Raw genomic sequence first — 24,991 nt, forward strand, 5'->3', positions numbered from 1 at the left:
GCCCTATCAAGGTGACTTGAGAAAGATCGTTGCCAGCGGCGGCAGCGTCAGCGAGAGCGAATGCGGCCTGCCGTGCGCGGGTACGGGTTCGCTCGACACTGCGCCATTGACGAGGCCGGAGCCGCCATATTCGCGCGCATCCGTCGTCATCCGCTCGATCCACACGCCGTCCTGCGGCACGCCGATCCGGTAGCCGTAACGGGGCACCGGCGTGAAATTCGAGACGACGAGAACCGACGAAGCACGATTCTCGGCGTAACGCAGCATGCCGAGGACGGAATTGACGGCATCGTCCGCCGCCGCCCATTCGAAGCCTTCGGGATGGAAATCGCCGAACTGCAGGGCCGGCTCTTCGGCGTAAAAGCCGTTCAAATCCTTGACCAGCCGCTGAAGCCCGGCATGGGCCGGCCGGTCCAGCACGTTCCAGGCGATTGACGCGTCATGGTTCCACTCGCCCGGCTGGGCGATCTCGCCTCCCATGAACATCAGCTTCTTTCCGGGATGGCCCCACATGAAGGCGAGGTAACTGCGCAGATTGGCGAATTTCTGCCACTCGTCGCCCGGCATCTTGCCGAGCAGCGAGCCTTTTCCATAAACGACCTCGTCGTGCGAAATCGGCAGGATGAAGCGCTCGGAATAGGCATAGATCATGCCGAAGGTCATCGTGCCGTGGTGGTAGCTCCGGTAGACGGGATCTTTCTCGATGTAGCTCAGGCTGTCGTGCATCCAGCCCATGTTCCACTTGATGTCGAAGCCGAGCCCGCCCTCTTCCGGCGGCTTGGTGACACCTGGCCAAGCCGTCGATTCCTCGGCGATCGTCATGGCATGCGGGCAGCGCTCGTGAACGATACTGTTCAGATGCTTGAAGAATTCCACCGCTTCCAGGTTCTCACGGCCGCCATACCGGTTCGGAATCCAATCCCCCTCGTTGCGGCTGTAGTCGCGGTAGAGCATCGAGGCGACGGCGTCGACGCGTAACCCGTCGATATGGTAGCGTTCGAGCCATTCCAGGGCGCTGGCGATCAGGAAGCCTTTCACCTCGTTGCGGCCGAGATTGTAGATCAGCGTATTCCAGTCGCGATGAAAGCCTTCACGCGGGTCCTCGTGTTCGTAGAGCGCGGTGCCGTCGAAGCGGGCGAGCCCCCAGACGTCGGTGGGAAAATGGGCCGGCACCCAATCGAGGATGACGCCGATCCCGGCGCCATGGCAGCGGTCGATGAAATAGGCGAGATCCTCAGGCGTGCCATAACGGCCGGTCGGGGCGAAGAGGCCGAGCGGCTGATAACCCCAGGAGCCGCCGAAGGGGTGCTCCATGATCGGCAGCAGCTCTATATGGGTGAATCCCATCTCGCGAACATAGGGAACGAGCCGCTGACTGAGTTCGGCCCAGTCGAGCGACCGCCCGCCATTCTCCCGCAGCCAGGAACCGGCATGCACCTCATAGACGGAGATCGGCCCTTCCAGTCTTTGCTCTCGCGACCGGCCCTTCATCCAATTGTCATCCGTCCATCGAAATCGTGTCGAGGATGCGACGATCGAAGCGGTGGACGGGGCGGCTTCGCTCGCTCTCGCCACCGGATCGGCCTTCTGCGGCAAGCAATTTCCATGCGGATCGATGATCTCGAACTTGTATCTTTCGCCGGGCGCTAGCCGGGGCATGAACAGCTCCCAGACGCCGGCGGACTGCCGCAGCCGCATCGGGTTTCGCCGCCCGTCCCAGGCGTTGAAATCGCCGACAACCGAAACGCGGCGGGCATTCGGAGCCCAGACGGCGAAGCGGACGCCCGCGACGTCGTCGACCGACATTTCAACGGCGCCGAGCGTCCGGCTCAGGCTGTAATGGGTGCCCTCGGAGATCAGGTGGAGATCGAGCTCTCCCAGCAGAAGCCCGAAGCTGTAGGGATCCTCGGTGATCTGCTCGCCATCCGGCCATGTGATCCGCAACCGGTAAGCCATCCTCGAACCCATCGCCGCCGCAAACAGGCCGGAGGGGTGAGCGATGCTGAAGGGTATCACCACCCTGCCGCTCGCCGCTTCGATGAGATCGACGCCTTCGGCACCCGGCAGATATACGCGCACGATCGTCATGCCGCCGCTTTCATGCGGACCGAGGATCGAGAAGGGATCGCCGTGGCGTCCCTCGATCAGGGCCCAGAGGGCATCATGTCCGATGCCGGCGAGAAGTTCCGAGCGTTCAACATTCATGCCTTGACCCCCGCTAGGCGCGATACGATTTCGGTAAGGCCGGCGAGCGGGATCGGCAGCCACTTCGGCCTGATGCGGGCCTCATAGGCAATTTCATAAGCGGCCTTTTCGAGAAGAAAGGCATCGAGAACCCTCCGTCGTTGTTCGGTCGGCATGGCGAGCGCCTTCGATGCGGAGATCGCTTGCCAATAGGCATCGAGAAAAGCCTGTTCGGCATTGCGCCCGAAGCGGGCGATGGCGTTACGGCGCACATCGTTTTCATGTTCGGTGACCGCGTCATTGTCGAGCTGCGCAGTGGCGACGAGATAGCTCAGCGATCTCAAAAGTCCGGCGACGTCGCGGAGCGGAACGGTCTTGGCGCGGCGTTCGGCGAGGTTCTTCGCGGGTTCGCCCTCGAAATCGATGATGACGGCATCGCCCTCGCTGACCAGGATCTGGCCGAGATGGAAGTCGCCATGCGTGCGCGTCATCAGTGTGCCCCGAGCACTCTCCGCCAGGCGCGCGCCAAGTTCGACGAGTTCGGAGCGGCGTTCCAGAAGCGGGCGGGCGAGCAGATCGATCGCGGGATCGGCATTCTCGTCGCGTTCTGCCAATTTCGACATGGCATAGGCGACCTCGCCCGCCACCGCCTTCTTGATTGCCTCGACCTCATCGTTACCGGCGACGACAGGACTGAAAGCCTCGTCGGCGTTTTCTCCGGAGAGGACGACATGCAATTCGCCGAGCCTCATGCCGACCATGGCAACGAAGCTGATCAGCGGCCGGAAGACGTCGTCGCCAGGCTCGACTGCCGGATCGTTCAGCACGAGCTCGTCGGCCGCGCGGCGCAAATTGTTCAGCATCCAGTTCCAGGCGTCGCCCTGGTTCCGGATCGCACCCTGGACGATGATCAAGGTCGAGCGGCGGCCGCTGGAATCGGTGTGCGCGATCTCGCCGAGCAACGGCGCGGTGTGATCGTAACCCGCGCAGGTCAGAAACCGCGTCATCTCCACCTCCGGATGGACGCCCGGAAAAATGTGCCGGATCAGCTTGATCATGGCGACGTCGCCGACGATCAGCGAACTGTTCGATTGCTCGGCCGAGAGCCAATGAACCGGCATGCCGTCGGCAACCTGCAGGCGATCGAGCCGTTCGGTGCCGAGAAATTCGAGGGTGCCGGTACGTCCGGTAATGCGCGAGCGGTCGGCCAGCCCGCGCAGAATGCCCCGCGCCATCGGCTCGATCGCGAAGCCATCCGTCAGGAAGCCGACCCGCCTGCCCTGACGAACCCGCCCGAGCGCGAGCTGCTGCGTCAGAGCGGAGGGTTGCGCATCGTCCCAGGCGACCGCCAGCGGCAACTGATAGGATTCGCTGTGATCCGGCAGCTCCACCTCCAACTCGCCGAGAACGATCCCATCGGCATAGGGGATTGGCGTTGCCGAGATCAGCCGAGCCGCCTGAAGCGGCTGGTCCTTCGCCCCGAACCAGCGCCGCTTGGCGAGATAAGCGGGCAGAATTTCGTTGCTAAGGACGCGTCCCAACCGCGGCTCATCGACGAGATCGAGCAGACCGCGGCGGATCACCATCGTCACGAGGTCGGGAAGCTGTTCCGGCGGCGCGGTGCGCCATGCCGGCGGATCGGCATCCGCTTCCAGCTGAAACCAAAAGAAGCCATAGGGCGGCAGCGTCAGGAGATAGGTCAGTTGCCCGATCGGCGGAAAAGGCGACATGCCCGTCAGTTCGATCGGCACGCGGCCCTCGAAGGCCGAGAGGTCGAGCTCGACCGCCTGGGGCAGCCGCGAGAGGTTTGCGACGCACATCAGCGTCTCGCCCTCATATTCCCTGAGATAGGCCAGGATCTTGCGGTTCTCAGGCGAAAGGAAACGCAGCGAACCGCGTCCGAAGGCCGGATGCCTGCCACGCAGCGCCAGCATCTTGCGCGTCCAGTTGAGCAGCGAATGCGCATCGGTGCTCTGGGCTTCGACATTGACGGCCTCGAAGCCATAGAGCGGATCGGCGATCAGCGGCAGGACGAGGCGCGCCGGGTCTGTCCGCGAGAAGCCGCCGTTGCGGTCGGGCGACCATTGCATCGGCGTCCGCACCCCGTCGCGGTCGCCGAGATAGATGTTGTCGCCCATGCCGATCTCATCGCCGTAATAGATCACGGGCGTCCCCGGCATCGACAGAAGAAGCGCGTTCATCAGCTCTATGCGCCGGCGGTCGCGCTCCATCAGCGGCGCCAGGCGTCGCCTGATGCCGAGATTGATGCGAGCGCGCTTGTCGGAAGCATAGGTCTTCCAAAGATAATCCCGCTCGGCGTCGGTGACCATTTCCAGCGTCAACTCGTCATGATTGCGCAGGAAGATCGCCCATTGGCAATTCTCCGGGATTTCAGGGGTCTGGCGCAGGATGTCGGTGATCGGAAAGCGGTCTTCCTTGGCGATCGCCATATACATGCGCGGCATCAGCGGGAAGTGGAACGCCATATGGCATTCGTCGCCTTCGCCGAAATATTCGCGCGTGTCCTCGGGCCATTGATTGGCCTCGGCAAGCAACATCACGCCGGGATGAGTAGCGTCGAGGGCGGCACGCATGCGCTTGAGGATCGCATGGGTCTCGGGAAGGTTTTCGTTGATCGTCCCCTCGCGCTCGACGAGGTACGGGATCGCGTCGAGGCGGAAACCATCGATGCCGGTTTCCAGCCAGAAGCGCATCACCTTCAGCAGCTCCTCCATCACAAGCGGGCTATCGAAGTTGAGGTCCGGCTGGTGGGAATAGAAGCGGTGCCAGTAGTAAGCGCCGGCGGCAGCATCCCATGTCCAGTTGGATTTCTCCGTGTCGAGGAAGATGATGCGCGTTTCCGGGAATTTCTGATCGCTGTCCGACCAGACATAGAAATCCCGCTCCGGCGATCCCGCCGGCGCCTGGCGTGCGCGTTGGAACCAGGGATGCTGGTCGGAAGTGTGGTTGATGACGAGCTCGATGATGACGCGGATGTTGCGCTGATGGGCGGCGTCGACGAAAGCGCGGAAATCCTCCACGGTCCCGTAATCCGGGCTGACATTGCCGTAGTCGGCAATGTCGTAACCATCGTCACGACGCGGTGAGGGAAAGAAAGGCAAAAGCCAGATGGCGTTGACGCCGAGTGCTGCGACGTGATCGAGCTTCTGGTGCAGGCCGGCAAAATCGCCGACGCCATCGCCATTGGCGTCGTAGAACGACTTGATGTGCAGCTGGTAGATGATCGCATCCTTGTACCAGAGCAGCGGGTCGACGCCACCGGGATTCATCGTGTCCATTCATGCCTCCGCTGCGCGAACGCGCCAGATCGCAAAAGGCAGGATCTGAGGATCGAAACCCACTCTCTGCCGCTTGCCGCTCCACCTGAACCGTTGCCCCGTGACCAAATCCTCGGCGTCGAGCGCGCCGCCATCATCCAACGACCACTTCCAAAGCGGCAGTTCGACATCGCTTTCCTGAAAATTGTGGGGGTCGAGGCTGATCGCGATCAGCAAGACATTGTCGCGGGCGCGGCTCGCCTTTTCGAAGAACAGGATGTTGTCGTTCCAGGCGTTCAGCAGCGTCAGCCCGAGATGCGAATGCAGCGCGGTGTTTTCGTTCCGGATGCGGTTCAGCATCCGGATTTCAGCGATGATGTTGCCCGGCCGGTCGTAATCCCAGGCGCGGATCTCGTATTTTTCGCTATCGGCATATTCCTTGCGCTTGGCGTCGGGACGCCCCTCGCAAAGTTCGAAGCCGTTATAGACGCCCCACAGTCCGGAAAGCGTTGCGGCGAGTGCCGCGCGGATCAGGAAGGCCGGACGCGGCGCGTTCTGGAGAAAATCCGGATTGATGTCATGGGTGTTGACGAAGAAATGCGGGCGGAAGAATTCCTTCGGCGCAGCCTCGGTCAGCTCCCGCATATATTGCTCGAGCTCCCACTTGGTATTGCGCCAGGTGAAATAGGTATAGGACTGGGAGAAGCCGATCTTCGCCAACCGGTACATGACCTTCGGTCTGGTGAAGGCTTCCGACAGGAAGACGACCTCGGGATGACGCGCCCTGATATCGCCGATCAGCCATTCCCAGAACGGAAAGGGCTTGGTGTGCGGGTTGTCGACCCGAAACAGCTTGACGCCCTGGTCGACCCAGAGCTGGACGACGTCCCGGAGTTCCACCCACAGAGAAGGCAGCGCGTCTTTCGTATAAAAATCGACATTGACGATGTCCTCGTATTTTTTCGGCGGGTTTTCGGCATATTTGATCGTCCCGTCGGGCCTCCAGTCGAACCAGCCAGGGTGCTCCGTCAGCCAGGGATGATCCGGCGAAGCCTGGATCGCAAGATCGAGCGCGATCTCCAGCCCATGCCGGCCCGCCTCCTCGACCAGCCGGCCGAAATCCTCGAAATCGCCGAGCTCGGGATGAATGGCATCATGGCCGCCCTCTTCGGAGCCGATGGCATAGGGACTTCCGGGATCGCCGGGTACTGCCTTCAGGCTGTTGTTGCGCCCCTTCCGGTTGGTCGATCCAATCGGATGGATCGGCGGGAAATAGAGCACGTCGAAGCCCATATCTCGGATATCCGCCAACCTCGGGATGACATCGTCGAAGGTGCCGTGCCGGTTCGGATCGCCGCTCTGGGAGCGCGGGAAGATCTGGTACCAACTGGCAAAGGCTGCCGATTTGCGTTCGGCATCGACGGCGCTCGTCGTGGAGCGAAGCCGGAAAGGCCGCCTGTCAGCCTTGTTCATCAACTCGGAGGTCTCGGGATCGAGCAGGATTGCCGTGCGCTCGGCATCCGACGCGTTTTCAAGACTGTCGATGAGCACCTGCAGGTCGGCGCCGAGTGCCGGCGGCGCTTCGGCCTTCGCGGCCCGGACGAGGTTCAATCCCTCCTGAAGCTCCAGCTTCAGGTCCAGCCTGGCATCGTTCTTCTTGGTCAGTTCGTAGCGGAAGATCGTGAACGGGTTCTTCCACGCTTCGACCGCGAACTCGTGGCGCCCGATGCGCTCCAGCAGGAATTCGGCGCGCCAGCGGTCGTTCTCGACCAGCTGCATCTTGGTCTCTTTCCACTCCGCCATGGCGTCGTGCGGCCGCCAGAGCAGGACGGCCGCGATCGGGTCGTGGCCGTCGGCAAATATATCGGCCTCGACGGTGACGGTCTCGCCGATCACACGCTTGACAGGAAAGCGTCCGTCATCGACCCGCGGCATGATGTTCTCGATGGCGAGCCGCGGCGAGGCGATCGCCTGCTCAACGTCGAGGGCAGGTCTGGATGCGATCGGCTCCGGCGCTTTGCTTTCGATGATCCGGGTCTCCCCTGCCCGCAGGCGCAGGACCGCGCCATCGGCCGCGACGGGAAGATAACCGGAGGCCGCCTCGCGAAGCGCCGTCATCGGCGCGGATGCGCTTCTCCGGAGGTCCCGATTAATCAGGACGAACCGTACATTCGATGCGGTGCGAAGATCCTGCTCCTCGGATTGCACAAGCGCCGAGACCGGCCCGTTCGCGTTGCGGATCAGGCGGAGCGATGGAGCGCGCGCCTGGCCGGCCCTGCCGATCTCGGCATTGGCGACGCGTATCTCGGAGGAGATGTCGAAGGCGAGATCATGGCGCAGCTTCCGCAGCCCCGAACCATCGCCGTGGGTCGGATCGAGCGGTGTCGCCGCACCATATTCGAAACCCATGGGAACCATGAGACCGCCGCCAAGCGAGGCGGCAAGGTGCAGCGCTCTCACGGCGCGCCGCTCGAGGATTTCTCGGCTCTCGGTCCCGTGTGCAATGCGCCTGGCGAATGGCGGTTCGGGAAAGGCGACCTGCCAGCCGAGCGCCTCCTGGACGCGATGCTCCTCGACAAACCATCTCTCGTCGAGATCCCACCAGGCCATCGATGAAAAGCATCCTGAGAAGCCCGCATCCGCGATCGCTCTTCTCACCGCAAAATCGGTGCCGGGCGTCCAGGCGAGGAATTGCGCGTCGGCCTTCTCGCGCACCGAAGCGATCAGCGATTTGAAAAGCGCCGGTGCGGCGCGATCGATTCCGAGTACCCGGTAGCCGGAGAGGCCGAGCCCGGACAGCCGCCACAGCCGTTCGGTCCACTCCCCCAACAAACGCAATTGCCGCTCGGACCCGATCGTGTTCATCGGCTCCGCCGGATCGAGCGGCGAGCGTCGAGGATCGACCGGACGAACCGCTTGCGCATCGCCGACTTTCCCGTCGAGCATCAGGTCCATCATCAGGCCGACGCCGCCCTTCTCCGCGGCCTCCGCCAAGCGCGATATCCCATCATCGACCGCGCTTCCGAGCTGCAGTTCAGGATCGAGACGATCGAAATCCCGGGAGGTAAAGACGCTGCAGTCCCCGCCTCGGTCGAAGAGCGGCGCCGTCAGAACATAATCGAAGCCAGTATCCGCCGCATGGCCGAAAACCTCGCCCCATGCATCGATGCCTTGGAGAAGTAGCGGGTTGACATAATAGATCCGGGGTGGGGTGCTGAACGCACCCTGCTTCGCAGAGAGTAACATCGGCCGCCGCCTCGCGTTGCTTTTCAGGCAAACTTCTTTTGACGGAGGTTGTTCCACTCAAGTCGTCAATTCACGGCTGCATGGGCATGGGAACCCGGGACGCGCCCGCGCGGCGAGATGGGATATCACATCTTCCGGCAGGTCGATCTCGCTCAATGAGAGAAGGAAGTCCTCACGATTTGCCGGTAGAGATATCGCCGCCATGCGCTAAAAGATCCTCTGACTGTTTCCGATCCGGAAACGAGCGGTTGAGAGCCCATCGATGCTGAGATCAATAGTCTTCATCACCGCCCTCACGGCTTGCATACCCAGCCTCGCCTCCTGGAGCATCGAGACAGATCGCTCGACACCTGATAAGCATGGCTTGTTCGAAATCCGCGAGGAGGCCAGGCGTTTCATCGCACAGCAGAACGCCAAGGGGCACGAGCGCTGGGACGTGCTGGAACCGAACGCGAAGGTGCTGGTTCCCCGATGCGCCGTCCCGCTCCAGGCGCAATGGACGCCGAAGAGCCTCGGCCGCTCGAAGCCCAGTGTGATGGTGATCTGCGCGACCGCCGTGCCGAACGCCGTGATGGAACGGTGGGATGTGCCAGTGCCGGTGGAGCGGAAATCGGGGAGCCCTTAGAGAGCGAGCATCCAGACGAGATTTGATGTAGTAGATAATATTGCTGCGATTGCAACGAAGGCGGGCAGACGTGAACCCAGCGATAGAATTGTGCTCCCATCCCGGACTTGACCAGCGCATCGTTATCCTCCGGGCGGGAGACGAGGTCGATGCCGTGTTTGTGCGGACCGAAAGGTTCAATGTCCTGATCGATACGCTCGGCACGCCCGAACTGTGCCGGATGGCGCTGGATCTGCTTAGGGACAGAGGCGAGGATCGCCCGCTGATCGTCGTCAATTCGCATATGGATTGGGATCACTTCTGGGGAAACTCTGCGGTTTCAGGACGCGCTCCGATCATCGCGCATGCCGCAGCGCTCGACCGTCTGCGTGATGCCTCCACGCACCAGATCCTGAAGGACAAGGCGAGACGGGAATCGCGGTTTGCAGACGTCGAACTCATCGGCCCCGATATCACCTTCTCCGGCTCGATGGTCCTGAACGGCGGCGATCTGACGCTGGAACTCATTCATACGCCGGGACACACGCCTGACCATATCGCCGTCTGGATTCCGGAACTCCGTATCTGCCTGGCCGTCGACGCGGTGGAATATCCCATTCCCGAAGTCTGGAGCAGGAGTGCCGATGATCTTCGCCAGATCCGCTCCTCGCTCAGGCGGATCTGTGACCTTGATGCGAAACTGGTCATTCCCGCGCACGGCAGAACATCTTCGCCTTCGGCAGTGGATGAGAATCTTGCTTATTTCGAAGCCCTAGCTGTTCGAGTCGGCGGCCTCAGTGAAAGCCAACTGGGCGACCCTGAACTCGGCAGTACAAGTGGTTTCCGGCTTGAAGACTTCGTCGCCATTCCCGACGGGATGCCTTCGGACACGGCGGCGTTCTACCGGAACTGCCATGAAACGAACCTTGCCGCTACGGTTCAGGCCCATATCGAAAAACTGAAATCTGCGTAGGAGGCCATGCGTGAAATTATTGGAGGGCGGGCGAACCGGGCAGATCTGGCGCGACGGCGATACCGTCATCAGACCATCAGGCGCATGGACGCCGACCACGCACCGGTTCTTGCGCCATCTCAGAAGCAATGGCTTCCCGGCGGCTCCGCAGCCCATTCAAATTACCGGCGACGATCAGGAGGTCGTCAGTTACGTCGCCGGGCGCGTCTGCGAAGACCTCCGTGATCCCCTTGTCGGATCAGAGCGCATGCTGATTTCCGCAGCGAGACTCCTGCGCGATTTTCATACAGCATCTCAGGGCTTTCTGGAATCGGATGACGATGCTCAGATATGGATGCTGCCGGCGCAGGAGCCGCGTGAGATCGTCTGTCACGGAGACTTTGCCCCCTACAATGTCGCCACCGTCGATCAGGAAGCTGTCGGGATCATCGATTTCGACACTGCCCATCCCGCCCCGCGCCTCTGGGATCTCGCCTACGCGGTCTATCGCTGGGCACCCCTCTCCGATCCTGCCAATCCCTCTGCAGCGTTCGGTCTGGACGACCAGCTGCGGCGGGCGACAATCTTCTGCAGCGCCTATGGCGCGACGATGGAAGAACGGCGCCGGCTTCCCGAGATGATCTGCAGCCGGCTTCAAGCCCTTGCCGATTTCATGTTGGCAAGGACTGCGGCCGGCGACGAGACCTTCGCGGAAGACGTCGACGCAGGAGACGCCAGGCTCTATCTGAACGACATCGGCTATATCGGTATACACCGAAATCGGCTGTTGAAAGCGCTGTCCTGACTAAAGCCATTTTCGCCGGCGGAAGAAGCCGAAAAGGCTCAGGCAGAGGACGGCGATGACGCCCAATACGACGAAATAGCCGTACTGGAATTTCAATTCCGGCATATCGCTGAAATTCATGCCGTAGATGCCGGCGATCGCGGTGGGAACGGCGAGGATCGCCGCCCAGGCGGCGAGCTTGCGGGCGATTGCCGTCTGTTCCGTCTGGCCGATCATCACGCTGGCTTCGAAGGCGAAGGCGAGTACCTCGCGCAATGCATCGATATCCTCCTGAACCCGGCGCACGTGATCGGTCACATCGCGAAACAGCGATTGCAGCGTCGGATCCATGCCGGGAAGATCGATATGCTCGTATCGCCGGCAGACGTCGACGAGCGGCACCACTGCGTTGCGCAGCCGCAGAAGCTTGCGCCGCAGCATGTAAAGCCGCTCGATGTCGGATTTTCCCAGCTGTTCGCGCAGCACGAGATCCTCGAGCATCTCGACCTCTTCCTGCACCACCTCGATGACAGGCATGTAGTTGTCGACGATGAAATCGAGGATGGAATAGAGAATGTAGTTCTCGCCATGGGCAAGGGCGGCGGGCGTCGCCTCGCAGCGCTGCCTGACCGCGAGATAAGAGGAGGATTCGCCGTGGCGAACGGAGACGACGTAACCGCGGCCGACAAAGAGATGCGTTTCGCCGAAGACGATTTCACCGTCCTTCATATGGGCGGTGCGGGCGACGATGAACATCGCCTCCCCGTAAATTTCCAGCTTCGGGCGCTGGTGGGGCTGCGCCGCATCCTCGATCGCCAGCGGATGCAGATTGAACTCGGCCTGGATCTGATGCAGCAGCACTTCATCCGGCTCATGCAGACCGATCCAGACGATGGCATTCTCCCGGTTTCGCCACTCGCCGGCTTCCTCTATTTTGATGTCGCGAATACGCTGCCCATGCTCGTAGACGGCTGCGGCCACGACTCCGCGCCGCTCGTAAGGAGGCGACGCCGACCCGTTGCCGACCCGCGCGGAAACACTGTCCAGATCCTTCAGCCGTTCCAAATCCTGCCGTCCTCCCCGTCCCGCGGATCACGTATCCGCAACCAACGCCGGTCAGGCGTTGCGCCGATCATAATGCCATTTCGCAAAACATGCATCCGCTTCGGCACAAGCATAAAAGAGCCGATGCCAAACAGCCTCTGCGTCGCCCATCGCGTTTCCGTGGAGATATCGTCCCAATCCTGATCGATGTAGCCGGTCAGTCTGTTGAGCGTATAGTCGCGCGCTCCCGGGGCGGCAGCTTATGAAAACGGAACATGAAGGCGCCCGGCGATGGCCAGGCGCCTTTGTTTCGTCATGAGGCGAAGGCCGGATTGCGCCGCGCGCCCATTCTTAGCACGAAATAGATCGCCCCGCCGATGGCGACGCCGAAGAACCAGCCATAGGTGCCCCACCAGTCCGGCAGGATGGAGGTGAAGGTCGGCAGGATCGAGGAGAACAGCGCACCGACCGCAAAGGCGATGAAGGCATTGCCGTGCCAGCCGTTCTGGAACCGGAACTCGCCATTCTCCTGGTAGAGCGCCTCGACGTTCAGCTGGCTCTTCCGGATGAGATAATAGTCGACCATCATGATGCCGAAGATCGGCCCCATCGTCGAACCGATGAAGTTGACGAAGTGCGCCGCACCCGTCTCCCAGGGAGCAAACGGATAGAGCACGAGGGCAATCAGGGCGGCGATATATCCGCCGCGCTTGAAGTTGATCTGGCGCGGGAAGACATTGGCAAAGTCGAAGGCCGGCGAAACGAAATTCGCCACGACGTTGATGCCGAGCGTTGCCACCGCGAATGTCAGCGCCGCCAGCAACGCCAGGAACCAGCTGTCGAATTTCGCCGAGATCATTTCCGGGTGCAGCAGGACCTCGCCGTATACGGTGAAGGCGGCCGTGGTCGTGACACCGGCGACGAGGCAGAATGCCAGGAGGTTGATCGGCAAGCCCCAGAGATTGCCCTTCCGCAGCGCCTTTTCGCTCGTTGCGTAACGCGAGAAATCGCAGAAGTTCAGGTAGAGCGCGGCGAAATAGGTGATCCAGGTGGCGGCCACGGCGGCAAGTGCGGCAATGGAGCCGGGCTCGCCCGGCACGCCGGCATCCTTGGTCTTTTCGATCAGCACGTCGCGCGGGATTTCGGAACCGAATGAGAAGGTGCCGGATTTGGTGACGAGATAGACCGCGAGGATCAGCATCATGATCCAGACGGCGGGACCCGCCCAATCCTGGAACTTGCGGACCGTTTCCATGCCGCGCTGAATGATCAGCAGTTGCAGCGCCCAGACGATGATGTAGCAGATAAGCTCGAGGGTCGAATGGCCGAGCATGTGGCTGTTCTGATGGAAGGCGAGCAGGCTCTCGTTGCGGATCAACAAGGCAACGATCGCGCCGGATGCGGCGGCGGTCTGCGCGCCGTACCAGAAGCAGGCGACCACCGCTCGGACCAGCGCCGGAGCGTTGGCGCCGAAGGTGCCGAAGGAGGCGCGCGCCAGAACCGGAAAGGGGACACCGGTGCGCACGCCGGCATTTCCGACTAGGCTCATCAGGAAGAAGATGACGAGAGAGCCGATGCCGATAGCGATGACAAAGTTCACGAAGCTGCCGCAGAGCAGAAACAGGCTTGCCGCCAGATAATAGCCCCAGAGACTATGGACGTCCGACGTCCAGACGTTGAAGATGCTGAATGCACCCCACTTACGCTCCTCCGCGGGCGCAAGATCCTCGTTGTACAACGAGGGAGACGGATTTTGAATGCTCATAATGCCCTCCCATATCCCCAGTGGCCGACTCGGCCACGATGGAAGTTTGCGCTTCATTTAGGCATCTGACAATTTAATAGTCATATTGTACACAATCCTGATGATCAGGATGTACAGGCTCCCGACCTGGAGCAATTCCAGAAAAAGTGCGAGCGGTTTTCCCAGGCAGAGCGCGAAGCGCTTTTGCCGGGAATTGCGTAAATTCAAAACCGCTCTATTGCGAGCGAACGACATATCCCGCCAGGCGAAACGGGCTTGCGACTGCAGCGCCTGCGGCATCGAAGACGAAGGCGCCGACGTCGCCGGCGGTCGACCGGCCGCCGCTCTCGAAGGAAGCAAGCTGGGCGCCGAACTTCGCGAGCGATGCGTAGCGGTCGTGGCCCAACCCATCGGAGGTCTTGATCGAGGTAATGTCGATGACCCGCAGCCTCGCCTGCAAGGCCGCCTCCTGGATGACAGGATCGTCGATATCGAGGCGGCCGACGCGCGCCCGTTCGCCGGCGATGAAGCTTGAGGCCACGAGCGCCCGGTCGTCCTTGGAAACCAGAAGGGAGATCGGATTCGGCATTGGACCGATGTCCTTCAGCTGCGACCGGAAGACATCGACGTCGATGTCAGGAGCGGCGAGCACCACCGCCAGCTTGCCGATGACGGCGTCGCGATGCTGCAGTTTGAGCTCTCGCACCGTTTCCATCACCAGGAACCCGCCCATGCTGTGCCCGAACAGGATGATGCGCTTCACCTTGCTCGATACCGAGAGCGATGTGACGAGGGAATCGAGTTCGCTGCGCGAGGAAAGCGCAGCGTCGCGATCGGCGACATATCCGGCGACGGATGCCGCCGAAGGCCAGGAAAACAGGATCGGAGCGCCCGGGATCTTCGCATCGGCGGCGATCTGGGCGGTGCGGTAAAGCGCTTCCTGGTAACTGTAGTTGTAGCCATGGACGAAGATGCCGACAGTGCCGTCGGGCTGCACGGCGGCGAGCGCCTGCTGCACGAAAGCATCCTTCGGCAGCTGCCTGCGCTCGACGACGGCATATTGCCGCTCCGGATCCGGCTTTGCCTTGGGATAGGTGATCGCGGTATCTTTCCTGCCGGGAGGAACCGAAAACGCATATTGTTCATAGGTCAGCTTCTCGGCCCATGTGCTGTCGAACCCGCCCCGCACGCGATCGGGGGTTCTGTTGGTCGCGACGAGCACCCTCACCCTGTCTGGAGCCGTTTCCGAACGGGCCGGCTCGCGGAGATGAACAGGCGTCAAAACTTCAGGCGATGGCCGCGTGGCACAGCCCGCAAGCATCGCCAGGCCGATGGCGACGATGATCGCCGGCATTGCCTTTGGCAGGTCTCGGAAATGTCGCTGCATTATCGATCCGTTTCCCTCAAGGCCAGACGCTCTCCGGCGTGTGGCTCTGTCCACGTCATCATTCGCCATGCCGTTCCCGCCCGGCGTGGGACGGCATCGCCCGCGCCATCCCACCCATTTCGTCGCGGCCCGTGTTGCAGCCGCCGCCGCGGCGGGCGTAGGCGATGGCCGTCGAAGCCTCACCTCATGCCTCCGCGGTGGCTTCGGCCCGGACAGCCTCCTCCCTCGGGATTCTGAACCATGCGACGTAGAGCGCCGGCAGGAACAGCAGGGTGAGCGCGGTTCCGATAACGATGCCGCCCATCATGGCGTAGGCCATCGGCCCCCAGAAGATCTCGCGCGAGATCGGGATCAGCGCGAGGGTTGCCGCCGCCGCCGTCAGCATGATCGGCCGCATGCGGTGTTCGGTCGCCTCGATGACCGCCTGCCATGGCGCGACCCCTTCGGCGCGCAGATGCTCGATCTGCACGACCAGGATGACCGAGTTGCGGATCAGGATGCCGATCAGCGCCAGCACGCCGAGGATGGCGACGAAGCCCATCGGCGCATTGCTGAGCAAGAGCGCCGTAACCACGCCGATCAGAGCCGTCGGCGCCACCGCAAAGACCAGGAACAGGCGGCTGAAGCTCTGCAACTGGATCATCAGGATCGTCGCCATCGTAAACAGCATCAGCGGAGCCACGGCCGCGATCGGCCCCTGCGCCTCGGCGCTGGATTCGACGGCGCCGCCGATTTCCACCTTGTATCCGACGGGAAGGTTCTTCTGAAACTCCTCGACCTTCGGCTTCAGCTGATCGACGATCGTGGCCGGCTGTGTCGAACCGATGACGGCTGCCTTGAGCGTGATCGTGGGCTGCCGGTCGCGACGCCAGATCGTCGGCTGCTCGAGCTCGTAACGGAAATTCGCGACGGCCGACAAAGGCACGACTTTGCCGTTGGAGGTGGAGAGCTGCAGATTCTGAAGGGTCTGGATGGAGTCGCGCTCGGATGCCCTGGCTCGCCCGACGACGTTGACCAGGTAGATATCATCGCGAATCTGCGTTGCCGTCGAACCTTCGACTATGCCATTGAGCGCGGTTGCGATGTCCTCGGAGGAAACGCCGAGCTGGCGCGCCTTGTCCTGCAGGACGTCGACCTTCACAACGCGGGAGGGCTCGTTCCAGTCCAAGACCATGTTCGACAACAGCGGATGGGTGCCGACAACGCCCGCAAATTGCTGGGAGATATCGCGTACCTTCTGAATATCCGGGCCGCTGATCCGGTACTGGACCGGTTTGCCCACCGGCGGGCCGATATCGAGAAGCTTCACGAAGGCGTCGGTGCCCGGGAAGGTCTTCGTCAGATAATCCTGCAGCTCCGCCCGCACCTTGTCGCGCACGTCGAGGCCTTTGGTGACGATGATGGTCTGTCCGAAGGTGACATCGGGCGTCTGCACATCGAAGGACAGGATGAAGCGCGGCGCGCCCTGGCCGACATAGGTCGTCCAGTGATCGATATCCTTGTTATCGGCCAGCATCTCCTTTTCGAACTTGGCCATCTGCCTGTTGGTCTCGGCAATCGAGCTGTTGTGGGGCAGGTTCCAGTCGATCACGAGCTCGGTTCTGTCCGAGTTCGGAAAGAACTGCTGCTGCACCAGCCCCATGCCGCCGACCGAAAGAGCGAAGACGCCGACCGTCAGCACGATGGTGACCCAACGCCAGCGCATCGCCAGCCCCAAAAGCCAGGAGAACACGGAGGCGAACCGTCCCTTCTTCTCGTGATGCGACTTCATGGTCTTCGGCAGGATGGTGACGCCGAGAAGCGGCGTGAACAACACGGCGACGATCCAGGAAACAACCAGCGAAACCGCGATGACCACAAAAAGCGTAAAGGTGAATTCGCCGGCGGCGCTGCTGTTGAGGCCAACCGGAATGAAGCCCGCGACGGTGACGAGCGTCCCGGTCAACATCGGGAAAGCCGTCGATGTATAGACGTGGGTAGCGGCTTTTCTCAGATCATCGCCCGCCTCCAGACGGGCGACCATCATCTCGACCGCGATCATGGCATCGTCGACGAGCAGGCCCAGCGCAATGATAAGCGCGCCGAGCGAGATACGCTGAAGCGAAATGCCGGAATATTCCATCACCACGAAGGTGATGGCGAGCACGAGAGGAATGGAGATCGCCACCACCATGCCGGCGCGGGCACCGAGGCTGATGAAGCTGATGACCAGGACGATGACGATCGCTTCAAATAGCGCGCGGGTAAAGCCCGAAACAGCTTCGTCGACGACGGCCGGCTGATCGGAAACGCGGTGGACATCCACGCCGATCGGAAGATCGGCGACGACCTGTTTCATCCGCGCGTCGAGCGCCTCGCCGAACTCCAGCAGGTTGGCGCCCTGCTTCATGCCGATGGCAAGCCCGATCGCGGGCTCGCCGTTGAAGCGGAACAGCGCCGAGGGCGGATCGACGTAGCCGCGCTTGATCGTGGCGACATCGGTCAACGGGAAGAAGCGGTCGTTGATGCGAAGGTTGATCGATCGCAGGCTTTCCTCGGAGGTGAACTGCCCGCTCACCCGCAAGGCGATGCGCTCCGGACCGGCATCGACGAAGCCGGACTGAGTGACGGCATTCTGGGCCTGCAGCGTCTGGATGACCGACTGCTGGTCGATGCCGAGCGCTGCGATCTGGCGCGTGGAGAATTCGAGATAGATTGCCTCGTCCTGGGCGCCGATCACATCGACCTTGCCGACATTCGGCACCGTCAGAACTTCAGAGCGGGCATTTTCAACGAGATCGCGAAGCTGGCGCTGGGTCAGCCCGTCGCTGGTGAAGGCGTAGATGTTGCCGAATACGTCGCCGAAGCGATCATTGAAGAAGGGACCGACGACCCCGCTCGGGAAATCGCCCTTGATGTCGGCGATCATGTTGCGGATGCGCAGCCAGGTCGGCGCGACATCCTTAGCCTTGGTCGTCGGCAGCAGCTCGACGAAGACGGTGGTCTGGCCGGCGACGGTCTGGCTCTTGGTATAATCGAGCGATTCAAGTTCCTGGAGCTTCTTCTCGATCCTGTCGGTCACCTGCCGCGTCACCTCCTCGGCGGAGGCGCCGGGCCATTGCGCGGTGATCACCATGGTCTTGATGGTGAAGTTCGGATCTTCCTCGCGGCCGAGGTTCAGATAGGAGAAGGCGCCGGCGAGAATGAAAACGATCATGAAGTACCAGACGAGCGAACGGTGTTCGAGCGCCCAGTCGGAAAGATTGAAGGACTTCACTGGCTGATCTCCTGGTCGATCCTGATGGCCTGGCCATCTTCAAGTTTATGCACGCCCGCCACGACCACCCGCTCTCCGGGAGCGAGCCCATCGGTGACGCGGACGGTGCCGCCATCGACGACGTCGCCGTCGATCTTCACATGGCGGCGCGAGACCTTCTTGCCTGCTACATCGACGATCCAGACGCTGGCGCCGTCGGTGCCGGCAAGAATCGCCGAGGAAGGCAGCACGATCTCGGGATCGGCAGCGATGGTTGCGGAGGCTGTGATGACCGCGCCGAGCCTGAAGGCTTCAGGCGGATCGGCGAGCGCGATCTTGGTCCTGCTCGTGCGGGTGGCGGTCTCGGCCTCCGGTGCGATCTCGCGCACGACGCCCGTCGTGCGGATCGAAGGCTCGAGCTGCAGCGTCACTTCGAAGGGCGCGCCGATCTTCAGTTTCTGGGCAGCGGCCTGGGGCACGTCGACAACGGCGTCACGCTTGTCCGGCCGGGCTATCGTGACGACCGTCTGGCCGGCCGACACGACCTGGCCGACCTCGGCCGAGCTTGCCGTCACGACGCCATCGAATTCCGCCTGAAGCTGCGCGTAACCGAGCTGCTCCCTGGCCTTGTCGAGATTGGCCTGCGCTTTGGCGACGGCGGCTGCGGCCGTCCGTCTCGCCTGTTCGGCCTCTTCGAGCGAGGCTTCCGTTCCGGAGCGCGATTCCACCAGCGCGCGCTGGCGCTGTTCCGTCGTCACCGCGTTTCGGAGCTGGGCGTCGCTGTTCTCGACATCCGACTGGGCGCTGCGCACCGCAAGCTCCAGCGCCAGCGGATCGATGGCGGCAACGACATCACCCTTCTTGACGACATCACCGACATTGACGTTGCGGGCAATCATCCGCCCGAGGATTCGGAAGCCGAGCTCGGTCTCGATCGTCGGCTCGATCGTGCCGGTCAGGCCGAGGCTGGTCGCGGGCGTCTGCTTGACCGTCATCGACAGCACGGGACGGGGCGCTTCACCAGTGCTTTCCTCCTGCTTCGTGCAGGAGGAGAGCAGGGCCGTACCCATCATCAGTGCGATTATCTTGGGACGAATGCTCACTTGGATGCTTCCTTGACATAAGACACGATTTCGCCGGGCCGGAGGAATTTGGTGCCGTCGGTCACCACGACGTCCCCTGCCGACACGCCCGACTTGACGACGAAGCTGCCGGTCTCGTAGCCGGCGACGTCGATCGCCCTTACCGAAACCGCAGAGGATGCGGGATCGACGATCCAGACTGCCGGCTTACCCCCCTTGGAGGTCATTGCCGACCAGGGCAGCTGGATGACGTCCTGCGGAACGTAACTGAACTTTCCGACGACGGGAGCGCCGAGTGGAATGGGAGCATCGCTCGACAACGCAACCTTGACCCTGATGGTGCCGGTGGAAGAATCGATCGTCGGCGAAATCTCGCGCACCTTCGCCGTGATCTTCTGCGAGGGGTCCGACAGAAGGGCCACTGTGCCGTCGCCGTCGATCGGGCGGAGGAACGCGCTCTCGACCACTTCGAAGACGGCATCCCGGTCGCCATCGTGGGCAAGGGTGAAGACGACCTGAGCCGCCTGCGCCACCTGCCCGACCTCGGCATTGCGGGCGGTGATCACCCCATCGGCATCGGCCTTCAGCTGGGTATAGGAGAGGGTGTCCTGCGCTGTTTCGAAGAGCGCCTGCGCCGACTTGGTCGATGCCTGCGCCGTCAGAAGCGCCTCCTGCGCCTGGTCGAGCGCGGCGCGCGTCGTCACCTGGGTTCGAAACAGGCTCTGCTGGCGGTCGAAGGCAAGCTGCGCCTGGGTCTGCTGCGCCTCGGCGGACTGGAGATTGGCGGCGGCCACATCCAGGTCGGCCTTCTGCTCTTCCGGATCGATGCGCGCCAGCAGCTGCCCCGCCTTTACCGACTGCCCGACCTCGACCAGCCGTTCGACGATCTTACCACTGACGCGGAAGGACAGATCGGTCTGAACACGGGCGCGGACCTCTCCCGTCAACGCGCCGCCATCACTCAGCGGCTCAGACCTGGCGACGACGACGCCGACCTGCCGCGCGGCAGGTTCGCTCGGCCCGCCCGGCTCGCTGCAGGAGACGAGACCGATCGTGCATACGATCGCTGTGGCGACCAGAATGGTTCTCATAGTTGACCTCTTGCTCTCAACGGCAGCTGCTATATAATTGACTGACGGATTAGTCAATGAAACTTTTGCCATAGGGGCGACGGTACAAAACAAGGGAGGCGAGACACGAATGGCAACTCAGAAGAAACTCACACGCGCGGAACAGAAGGCGTTGCGGCCCATCCAGATCCTGGATGCCGCCTTCGAGGAATTCGTCAGAAACGGATTCGCCGGCGCCCGAGTCGACGACATCGCAGACAGGGTCGGCGTCACCAAGGGCACGGTCTACGTCTACTTCGAGACGAAGGAAAAGCTCTTCGAAGCCATGATCAGTCACTTCTCGGTCCCCTTTCAGGAACTGCTTGAAATCACCGCTGGCCTCAGCGGCAGCGCCACCGACAGGCTGATGTCCATTCTCGGTCTACTTTACGACCAAATCGCGGAGGATCGCACAACCCGCGAATTGACGCGGCTGGTCATTTCGGAAGGACAGCGCTTCCCCGACCTGATCGATCGCCACCACGATGAATTCATAGCGCCGATTATCGCCAGGATCGACGCTCTCATCGAGGAAGGCGTTGCGTCAGGGGAATTTCGCAAAATTCCTGTCGAATTCTCCGACCTCGTCGTCGCGCCGATTCTGACGACGACGGTTCTGCGGCTGATCTTCGACGATCGCCGCGTGCCGACGCCCAGCAAGGACGCCTTCATGCGGGCCTATTTCGACCTGCTGTTCAACGGGCTGCTTGCCGAACGTCGCTGATTGCGGATGACGAAAATATCAACGCAAGCACATAGCTTTTCTAAAGTCTTTATGTGAAAACATCGAGTTAGCTTATGCTTCGAAGGTACGATCTGAATTCCTGGCGGAAAAAGTGGAACGTAAAGTCAATCTCAAGGATGTCGCACGCGATGCCGAAGTGTCGCTGAGCACGGCCTCGCACGCCCTGAACGGAACTGCGCCGCTGACGATCGAGGTGCGAGAAAGAGTTCTGGATTCGGCAAAACGTCTCGGTTATCTCGACCGCCGGAGAAAGAAGGCGACGATCGCCGCCTTGCACGTTCTACTTCTCGCCATTCCTGACGATGCCGCGCCGGAGAGCGATCTCAATCTGGTGAGCTGGACGATTCTCAACGGTCTTCGCAGGGAATGCGAGCGCCGCGGCATCCGTATCGTGCCCTACGTCAGCAGCGGCCGGCGGATCGACGGCGCCGAGGTCAGGCAGATCGCGATATCAGAACGCGCTGATGGCATCGTGGTGCTGAATGACGATCAGCCCGAACTCATCCGCAGCCTCGCCTCGGCGGATATGCCCGTCGTGATCGTCAACGGCGAGGATCCCGCCATGCTGGTCGATACGGTGACACCTGAAAACCGCTTCGGCGCACGGCTCGGAATCGAGCACCTCCTGGCGCTTGGCCACCGCCGGATCCTGCATCTGACGTGGAAGGGCCGCACGACCATCCAGCGCCGGTATGACGGTTTTTCCGATGCCTATTTCGCCGCACAGCTTCCCGTGCCGAAGGATATGATCATCGAGGCGGAGGGATATGAGCCCCGGCATGGCGAAGCGGCCATCAACGCGCTGCTCCATCGTGACCCCACGCTGAAAGGCGCCACCGCCGTCTTCTGCGCGGCCGACAATCTGGCGCTCGGCTGCCTGAAGGCATTGGCCGATCGCGATATACGCGTTCCCGACGCAATATCCGTGCTCGGCTTCGACGACATCGTTCCCGGCGAGTTCAGCCGCCCGCCGCTGTCCACCGTGAGCGTGCCGACCGACCGTCTCGGCGCGGCAGCGCTCGCGCTCATCGAACAGCGGCTGATCGCCAATGATCCGCAGCGGCCGGCTCATCGCCTGGAACTCGGCTGTCATCTCGTCCTGCGCGGCAGCATCGCGCCGCCGCGCTGAACGGCCGGAAGAGCAGCTTCTCGGCTTACTTCAGCGCAGGCGCTCGGCCCGCAGCCGCGTATCGCGCGGGCTCTCTCCAAAGGTGCTGCGGTAGATGATGGAGAACCTCCCCGCGTGCGCAAAACCCCATATCGCACAGATTTCGCGGACGGATTGCTGGTTGGTCGGATCCCGCAGTTGCTCGCGGGCCGCCTGCAGCCGGATCGTGCGGAGGTACCCTGCCGGCGACGTGCCCCTGAAGGCCTTGAAGCCCGTTTGCAATGCACGAAGGGAAACGCCGACACCGTCGGCCACCATCGTCATGGTGAGAGGTTCCGCGATATTGGCATGCATGTAGTCGATGGCCCGCCGGACGTGCCAGGGAGCAATCAGCGATACTTTCTGTTTTTCGAGATGATTGGAAAAACGATGCCGGCCAAATCGGATCACGAGGTGAGCGAGGGTTTCGCTGATCGCGGCGGCGGCAAGAGGCGAAGATAGCAGCGGACCGTCGCCGCGCACGCCCTGCACGATCGTCTGAAGCAGATTGCCGATAAGCTGGCCTGACTGCGTCGTGCGATCAAGGATGGGGTCGAGGTCGAACGACTCCGAGAGGGGCTTTTCCACCAGCGAGGCGAGCACCCTTTTCACAACCTTCCAGTCCAGGAAGAGGACGTCCGAACGATGCGGTCCCCCCTGGACCACACGATCGCCGGCTTCGTGGTTGTTGGCCATAAGCAGATGACCGGCGCCGCTTTCGACCGTTCTCTTCCCTATCGACAGTCGAAAAGATCCGGTGTGCGGCATGAAAAATGCGAGATGCTGCGGAGTCTCATCAAGCGTCCGGATTGTCCAGGAACTCTGATACACGGAGTGAAGCACCGTGAGCGCCTCGGTCCTTCTCAAATCCGCGGCCCAGGCGAATTTTCGGCCATTCTTCAATGGCTGTGCGGCGAAAGCCCCATAACCGGCCGAAAACGCCTGGACCATTGATTCGAAGCTGGCGCCTTCATGCGTGGGCTCAAAACCGTAACCCTCATGCTCGGCAATGCAGGCCAATTTCTCCGCTCTTAGTGAATCCATGCCGCTCGCTTCTTTTCCCCTGCCGCTTGAGACGTCATCGCAACTGGTCTGGCCAATCTTGATGCGTTAAGCAGGACTGCAAAACCACGGATGCATCGTTGCCCTGCAGAAGCAAAGCGTCCCACCCACCTGCTTCACACTTACAGTGTAAATCAATATGTTCGGAAAATGAAGTACGATCCGCTGGACCACGTCGCCCCACATTTTTTGCGAGACACGCAGCCCGCGAGAGTGGCCTCTCGCAACGAACGCGACCTCTTGCGATTGATCTGGAAGTCGCCCGGCATCGAGCGATCCGATCTCACGGAACCGCTCGATCTCACCCAGCAATCACTGCACAGGATCGTCGGGCGACTTCACGATCGGGGGATGGTCGCCTTTTCCCAGTCGGAAAACCGGCGGGCCGGTCCGCCCAGCCCGGAGCTGACGCTCCGGAAGGAGTGGTGTCTGACGCTCGGCATCTCCGTCAATGTCGGCTCTATCGGCCTTTGCCTCATGGGCTTCGGCGAACCGTTGGACAATATGGAAATTCCCCAGGCCGGCGCTTCCTTGCCTCTGGAGATGGACCGGATCGCAGCGGCGGTCGAAGATATCCTCGCCCGCCGCGGAGCCAAGCGAAGCGATATCCTCGGCGTCGGCCTGGCAGTCGCCGGCCATCGGATGCTGGAGACAGCTTTCAATTGCCCCTTGCCGCTGGCCCATTGGTCGCTGATCGACCTGGCGCCCGAGCTGGGACAGCGACTTGGCCTGCCGGTCTGGGCTGACAACGTCGCCAGGACCGCCGCCTTGGCTGAAGCGATTTTCGGCGTCGGCCGTGACGTCGCCGATTTTGCCTATATCGCCCATCTTCATGGTTATGGCGGCGGCCTGGTTTCCGGAGGCATGCCCTTTCGCGGCAGTTTCGGAAATGCCGGGGAATTCTCGGTTCTCTTCGGACGGCAGGATTACGACGATCGTCCCGCACTCAACCAATTGCTCGAACATCTTCGCGCCAAGGGGCGCGTGGGGCTGACGCTGAAGGACCTGAAGAACGAAACTCTGGTGGAGTGGGATGGTGTCGAGGAATGGATCGACCGCGTCACTCCGGCCCACAACAGAGCCATCAATGCGATCTGCGCGATCTTCGACCCGGCATTGATCGTGCTTGGCGGCGAGCTTCCACGTTCACTTGCGAGAATGCTGATCGAACGCACCGAATTCAACAATCTGCCTCGGCATGGCGCATTGCGCGACGTTCCGGGCTTGGCCGTGGCGAAGATCATCGACGCCCCCGGCGCGATCGGCGCGGCCTTGATCCCGCTATTCGAAACTGTTTTGTGATGACGGCTCAGGCGGCCAAGCCCCGCGCGACTTCCCCCATAGAGCGGCTCAGCTTTTCATGGAAGCGCTGAACCGTTCTAAGTTTT

Annotated in this window: 16 protein-coding genes; 6 read left to right on the plus strand and 10 right to left on the minus strand. The window is 61.9% G+C overall.

Annotated features, from left to right (window positions below):
* Positions 1-6 precede the first annotated feature (6 nt).
* The 3 genes from glgB to Tal182_RS30230 are packed head-to-tail and all read right to left on the minus strand — an operon-like array spanning position 7 to position 8,708.
* Complete coding sequence (gene glgB, locus Tal182_RS30220; protein WP_085861915.1) at positions 7-2,205, minus strand: 1,4-alpha-glucan branching protein GlgB; 2,199 nt, start codon at positions 2,203-2,205, stop codon at positions 7-9.
* The gene (gene treS / locus Tal182_RS30225; protein ID WP_085861916.1) at positions 2,202-5,483 is read right to left on the minus strand and encodes a maltose alpha-D-glucosyltransferase; all 3,282 of its coding nucleotides are present in this window, start codon (positions 5,481-5,483) and stop codon (positions 2,202-2,204) included. The genes glgB and treS overlap by 4 nt, the downstream gene beginning before the upstream one ends.
* Positions 5,484-8,708, minus strand: a complete 3,225-nt coding sequence (locus tag Tal182_RS30230) for an alpha-1,4-glucan--maltose-1-phosphate maltosyltransferase (RefSeq protein WP_085861917.1) — start codon at positions 8,706-8,708, stop codon at positions 5,484-5,486. It lies immediately after the preceding gene.
* Between the two features lie 262 nt (positions 8,709-8,970).
* Between Tal182_RS30230 and Tal182_RS30235 the strand changes: the two genes are divergently transcribed.
* The 3 genes from Tal182_RS30235 to Tal182_RS30245 all read left to right on the plus strand — a co-directional run bounded on the left by Tal182_RS30235 (position 8,971) and on the right by Tal182_RS30245 (position 11,069).
* Positions 8,971-9,333 carry a hypothetical protein gene (locus Tal182_RS30235; RefSeq protein ID WP_085861918.1) on the plus strand — a complete coding sequence of 121 codons (363 nt, stop codon included), beginning with the start codon at positions 8,971-8,973 and terminating at the stop codon, positions 9,331-9,333.
* Positions 9,334-9,403: 70 nt separating this feature from the next.
* Positions 9,404-10,285 (plus strand): MBL fold metallo-hydrolase, encoded by an 882-nt coding sequence (locus tag Tal182_RS30240; RefSeq protein WP_085861919.1) that lies wholly within the window; start codon positions 9,404-9,406, stop codon positions 10,283-10,285.
* Positions 10,286-10,295: 10 nt separating this feature from the next.
* Positions 10,296-11,069 (plus strand): phosphotransferase, encoded by a 774-nt coding sequence (locus Tal182_RS30245; protein ID WP_085861920.1) that lies wholly within the window; start codon positions 10,296-10,298, stop codon positions 11,067-11,069.
* On the opposite strand, the gene Tal182_RS30250 is transcribed toward Tal182_RS30245, so the two are convergent.
* The 6 genes from Tal182_RS30250 to Tal182_RS30275 all read right to left on the minus strand — a co-directional run bounded on the left by Tal182_RS30250 (position 11,070) and on the right by Tal182_RS30275 (position 20,631).
* Positions 11,070-12,113 carry a magnesium and cobalt transport protein CorA gene (locus Tal182_RS30250; protein ID WP_064807578.1) on the minus strand — a complete coding sequence of 348 codons (1,044 nt, stop codon included), beginning with the start codon at positions 12,111-12,113 and terminating at the stop codon, positions 11,070-11,072. It abuts the gene before it with no gap.
* 292 nt (positions 12,114-12,405) lie between these two features.
* Positions 12,406-13,857: an NCS1 family nucleobase:cation symporter-1 gene (locus tag Tal182_RS30255; protein ID WP_064807580.1), complete on the minus strand. Its 1,452-nt coding sequence runs from the start codon at positions 13,855-13,857 to the stop codon at positions 12,406-12,408.
* A 214-nt stretch (positions 13,858-14,071) separates the two neighbouring features.
* The gene (locus Tal182_RS30260) at positions 14,072-15,223 is read right to left on the minus strand and encodes an alpha/beta fold hydrolase (RefSeq protein ID WP_206426555.1); all 1,152 of its coding nucleotides are present in this window, start codon (positions 15,221-15,223) and stop codon (positions 14,072-14,074) included.
* A 184-nt stretch (positions 15,224-15,407) separates the two neighbouring features.
* Positions 15,408-18,479, minus strand: a complete 3,072-nt coding sequence (locus tag Tal182_RS30265) for an efflux RND transporter permease subunit (RefSeq protein ID WP_064807582.1) — start codon at positions 18,477-18,479, stop codon at positions 15,408-15,410.
* Positions 18,476-19,561 carry an efflux RND transporter periplasmic adaptor subunit gene (locus tag Tal182_RS30270; protein ID WP_085861921.1) on the minus strand — a complete coding sequence of 362 codons (1,086 nt, stop codon included), beginning with the start codon at positions 19,559-19,561 and terminating at the stop codon, positions 18,476-18,478. The genes Tal182_RS30265 and Tal182_RS30270 overlap by 4 nt, the downstream gene beginning before the upstream one ends.
* Entirely contained in the window at positions 19,558-20,631 is a 1,074-nt protein-coding gene (locus Tal182_RS30275) for an efflux RND transporter periplasmic adaptor subunit (RefSeq protein ID WP_064807586.1), read from the minus strand. The genes Tal182_RS30270 and Tal182_RS30275 overlap by 4 nt, the downstream gene beginning before the upstream one ends.
* 109 nt (positions 20,632-20,740) lie before the next feature.
* Here Tal182_RS30275 and Tal182_RS30280 point away from each other — a divergent pair, with 109 nt between their 5' ends.
* Both Tal182_RS30280 and Tal182_RS30285 read left to right on the plus strand, forming a co-directional pair.
* Positions 20,741-21,373, plus strand: coding sequence for a TetR/AcrR family transcriptional regulator (locus Tal182_RS30280; RefSeq protein WP_085861922.1), 633 nt, complete (start codon positions 20,741-20,743; stop codon positions 21,371-21,373).
* A 112-nt stretch (positions 21,374-21,485) separates the two neighbouring features.
* Positions 21,486-22,523, plus strand: coding sequence for a LacI family DNA-binding transcriptional regulator (locus tag Tal182_RS30285; RefSeq protein ID WP_064812678.1), 1,038 nt, complete (start codon positions 21,486-21,488; stop codon positions 22,521-22,523).
* A 30-nt stretch (positions 22,524-22,553) separates the two neighbouring features.
* Here the strand turns inward: Tal182_RS30285 and Tal182_RS30290 are convergent, their stop codons facing one another.
* A complete protein-coding gene (locus Tal182_RS30290; RefSeq protein WP_085861923.1) occupies positions 22,554-23,585 on the minus strand; it encodes an AraC family transcriptional regulator in 1,032 nt (343 codons plus the stop codon).
* Positions 23,586-23,753: 168 nt separating this feature from the next.
* Here Tal182_RS30290 and Tal182_RS30295 point away from each other — a divergent pair, with 168 nt between their 5' ends.
* A complete protein-coding gene (locus tag Tal182_RS30295) occupies positions 23,754-24,905 on the plus strand; it encodes an ROK family transcriptional regulator (RefSeq protein WP_085861924.1) in 1,152 nt (383 codons plus the stop codon).
* Positions 24,906-24,991 lie beyond the last annotated feature (86 nt).

Source organism: Rhizobium sp. TAL182 (assembly GCF_002117725.1).
GTDB lineage: Bacteria > Pseudomonadota > Alphaproteobacteria > Rhizobiales > Rhizobiaceae > Rhizobium > Rhizobium esperanzae.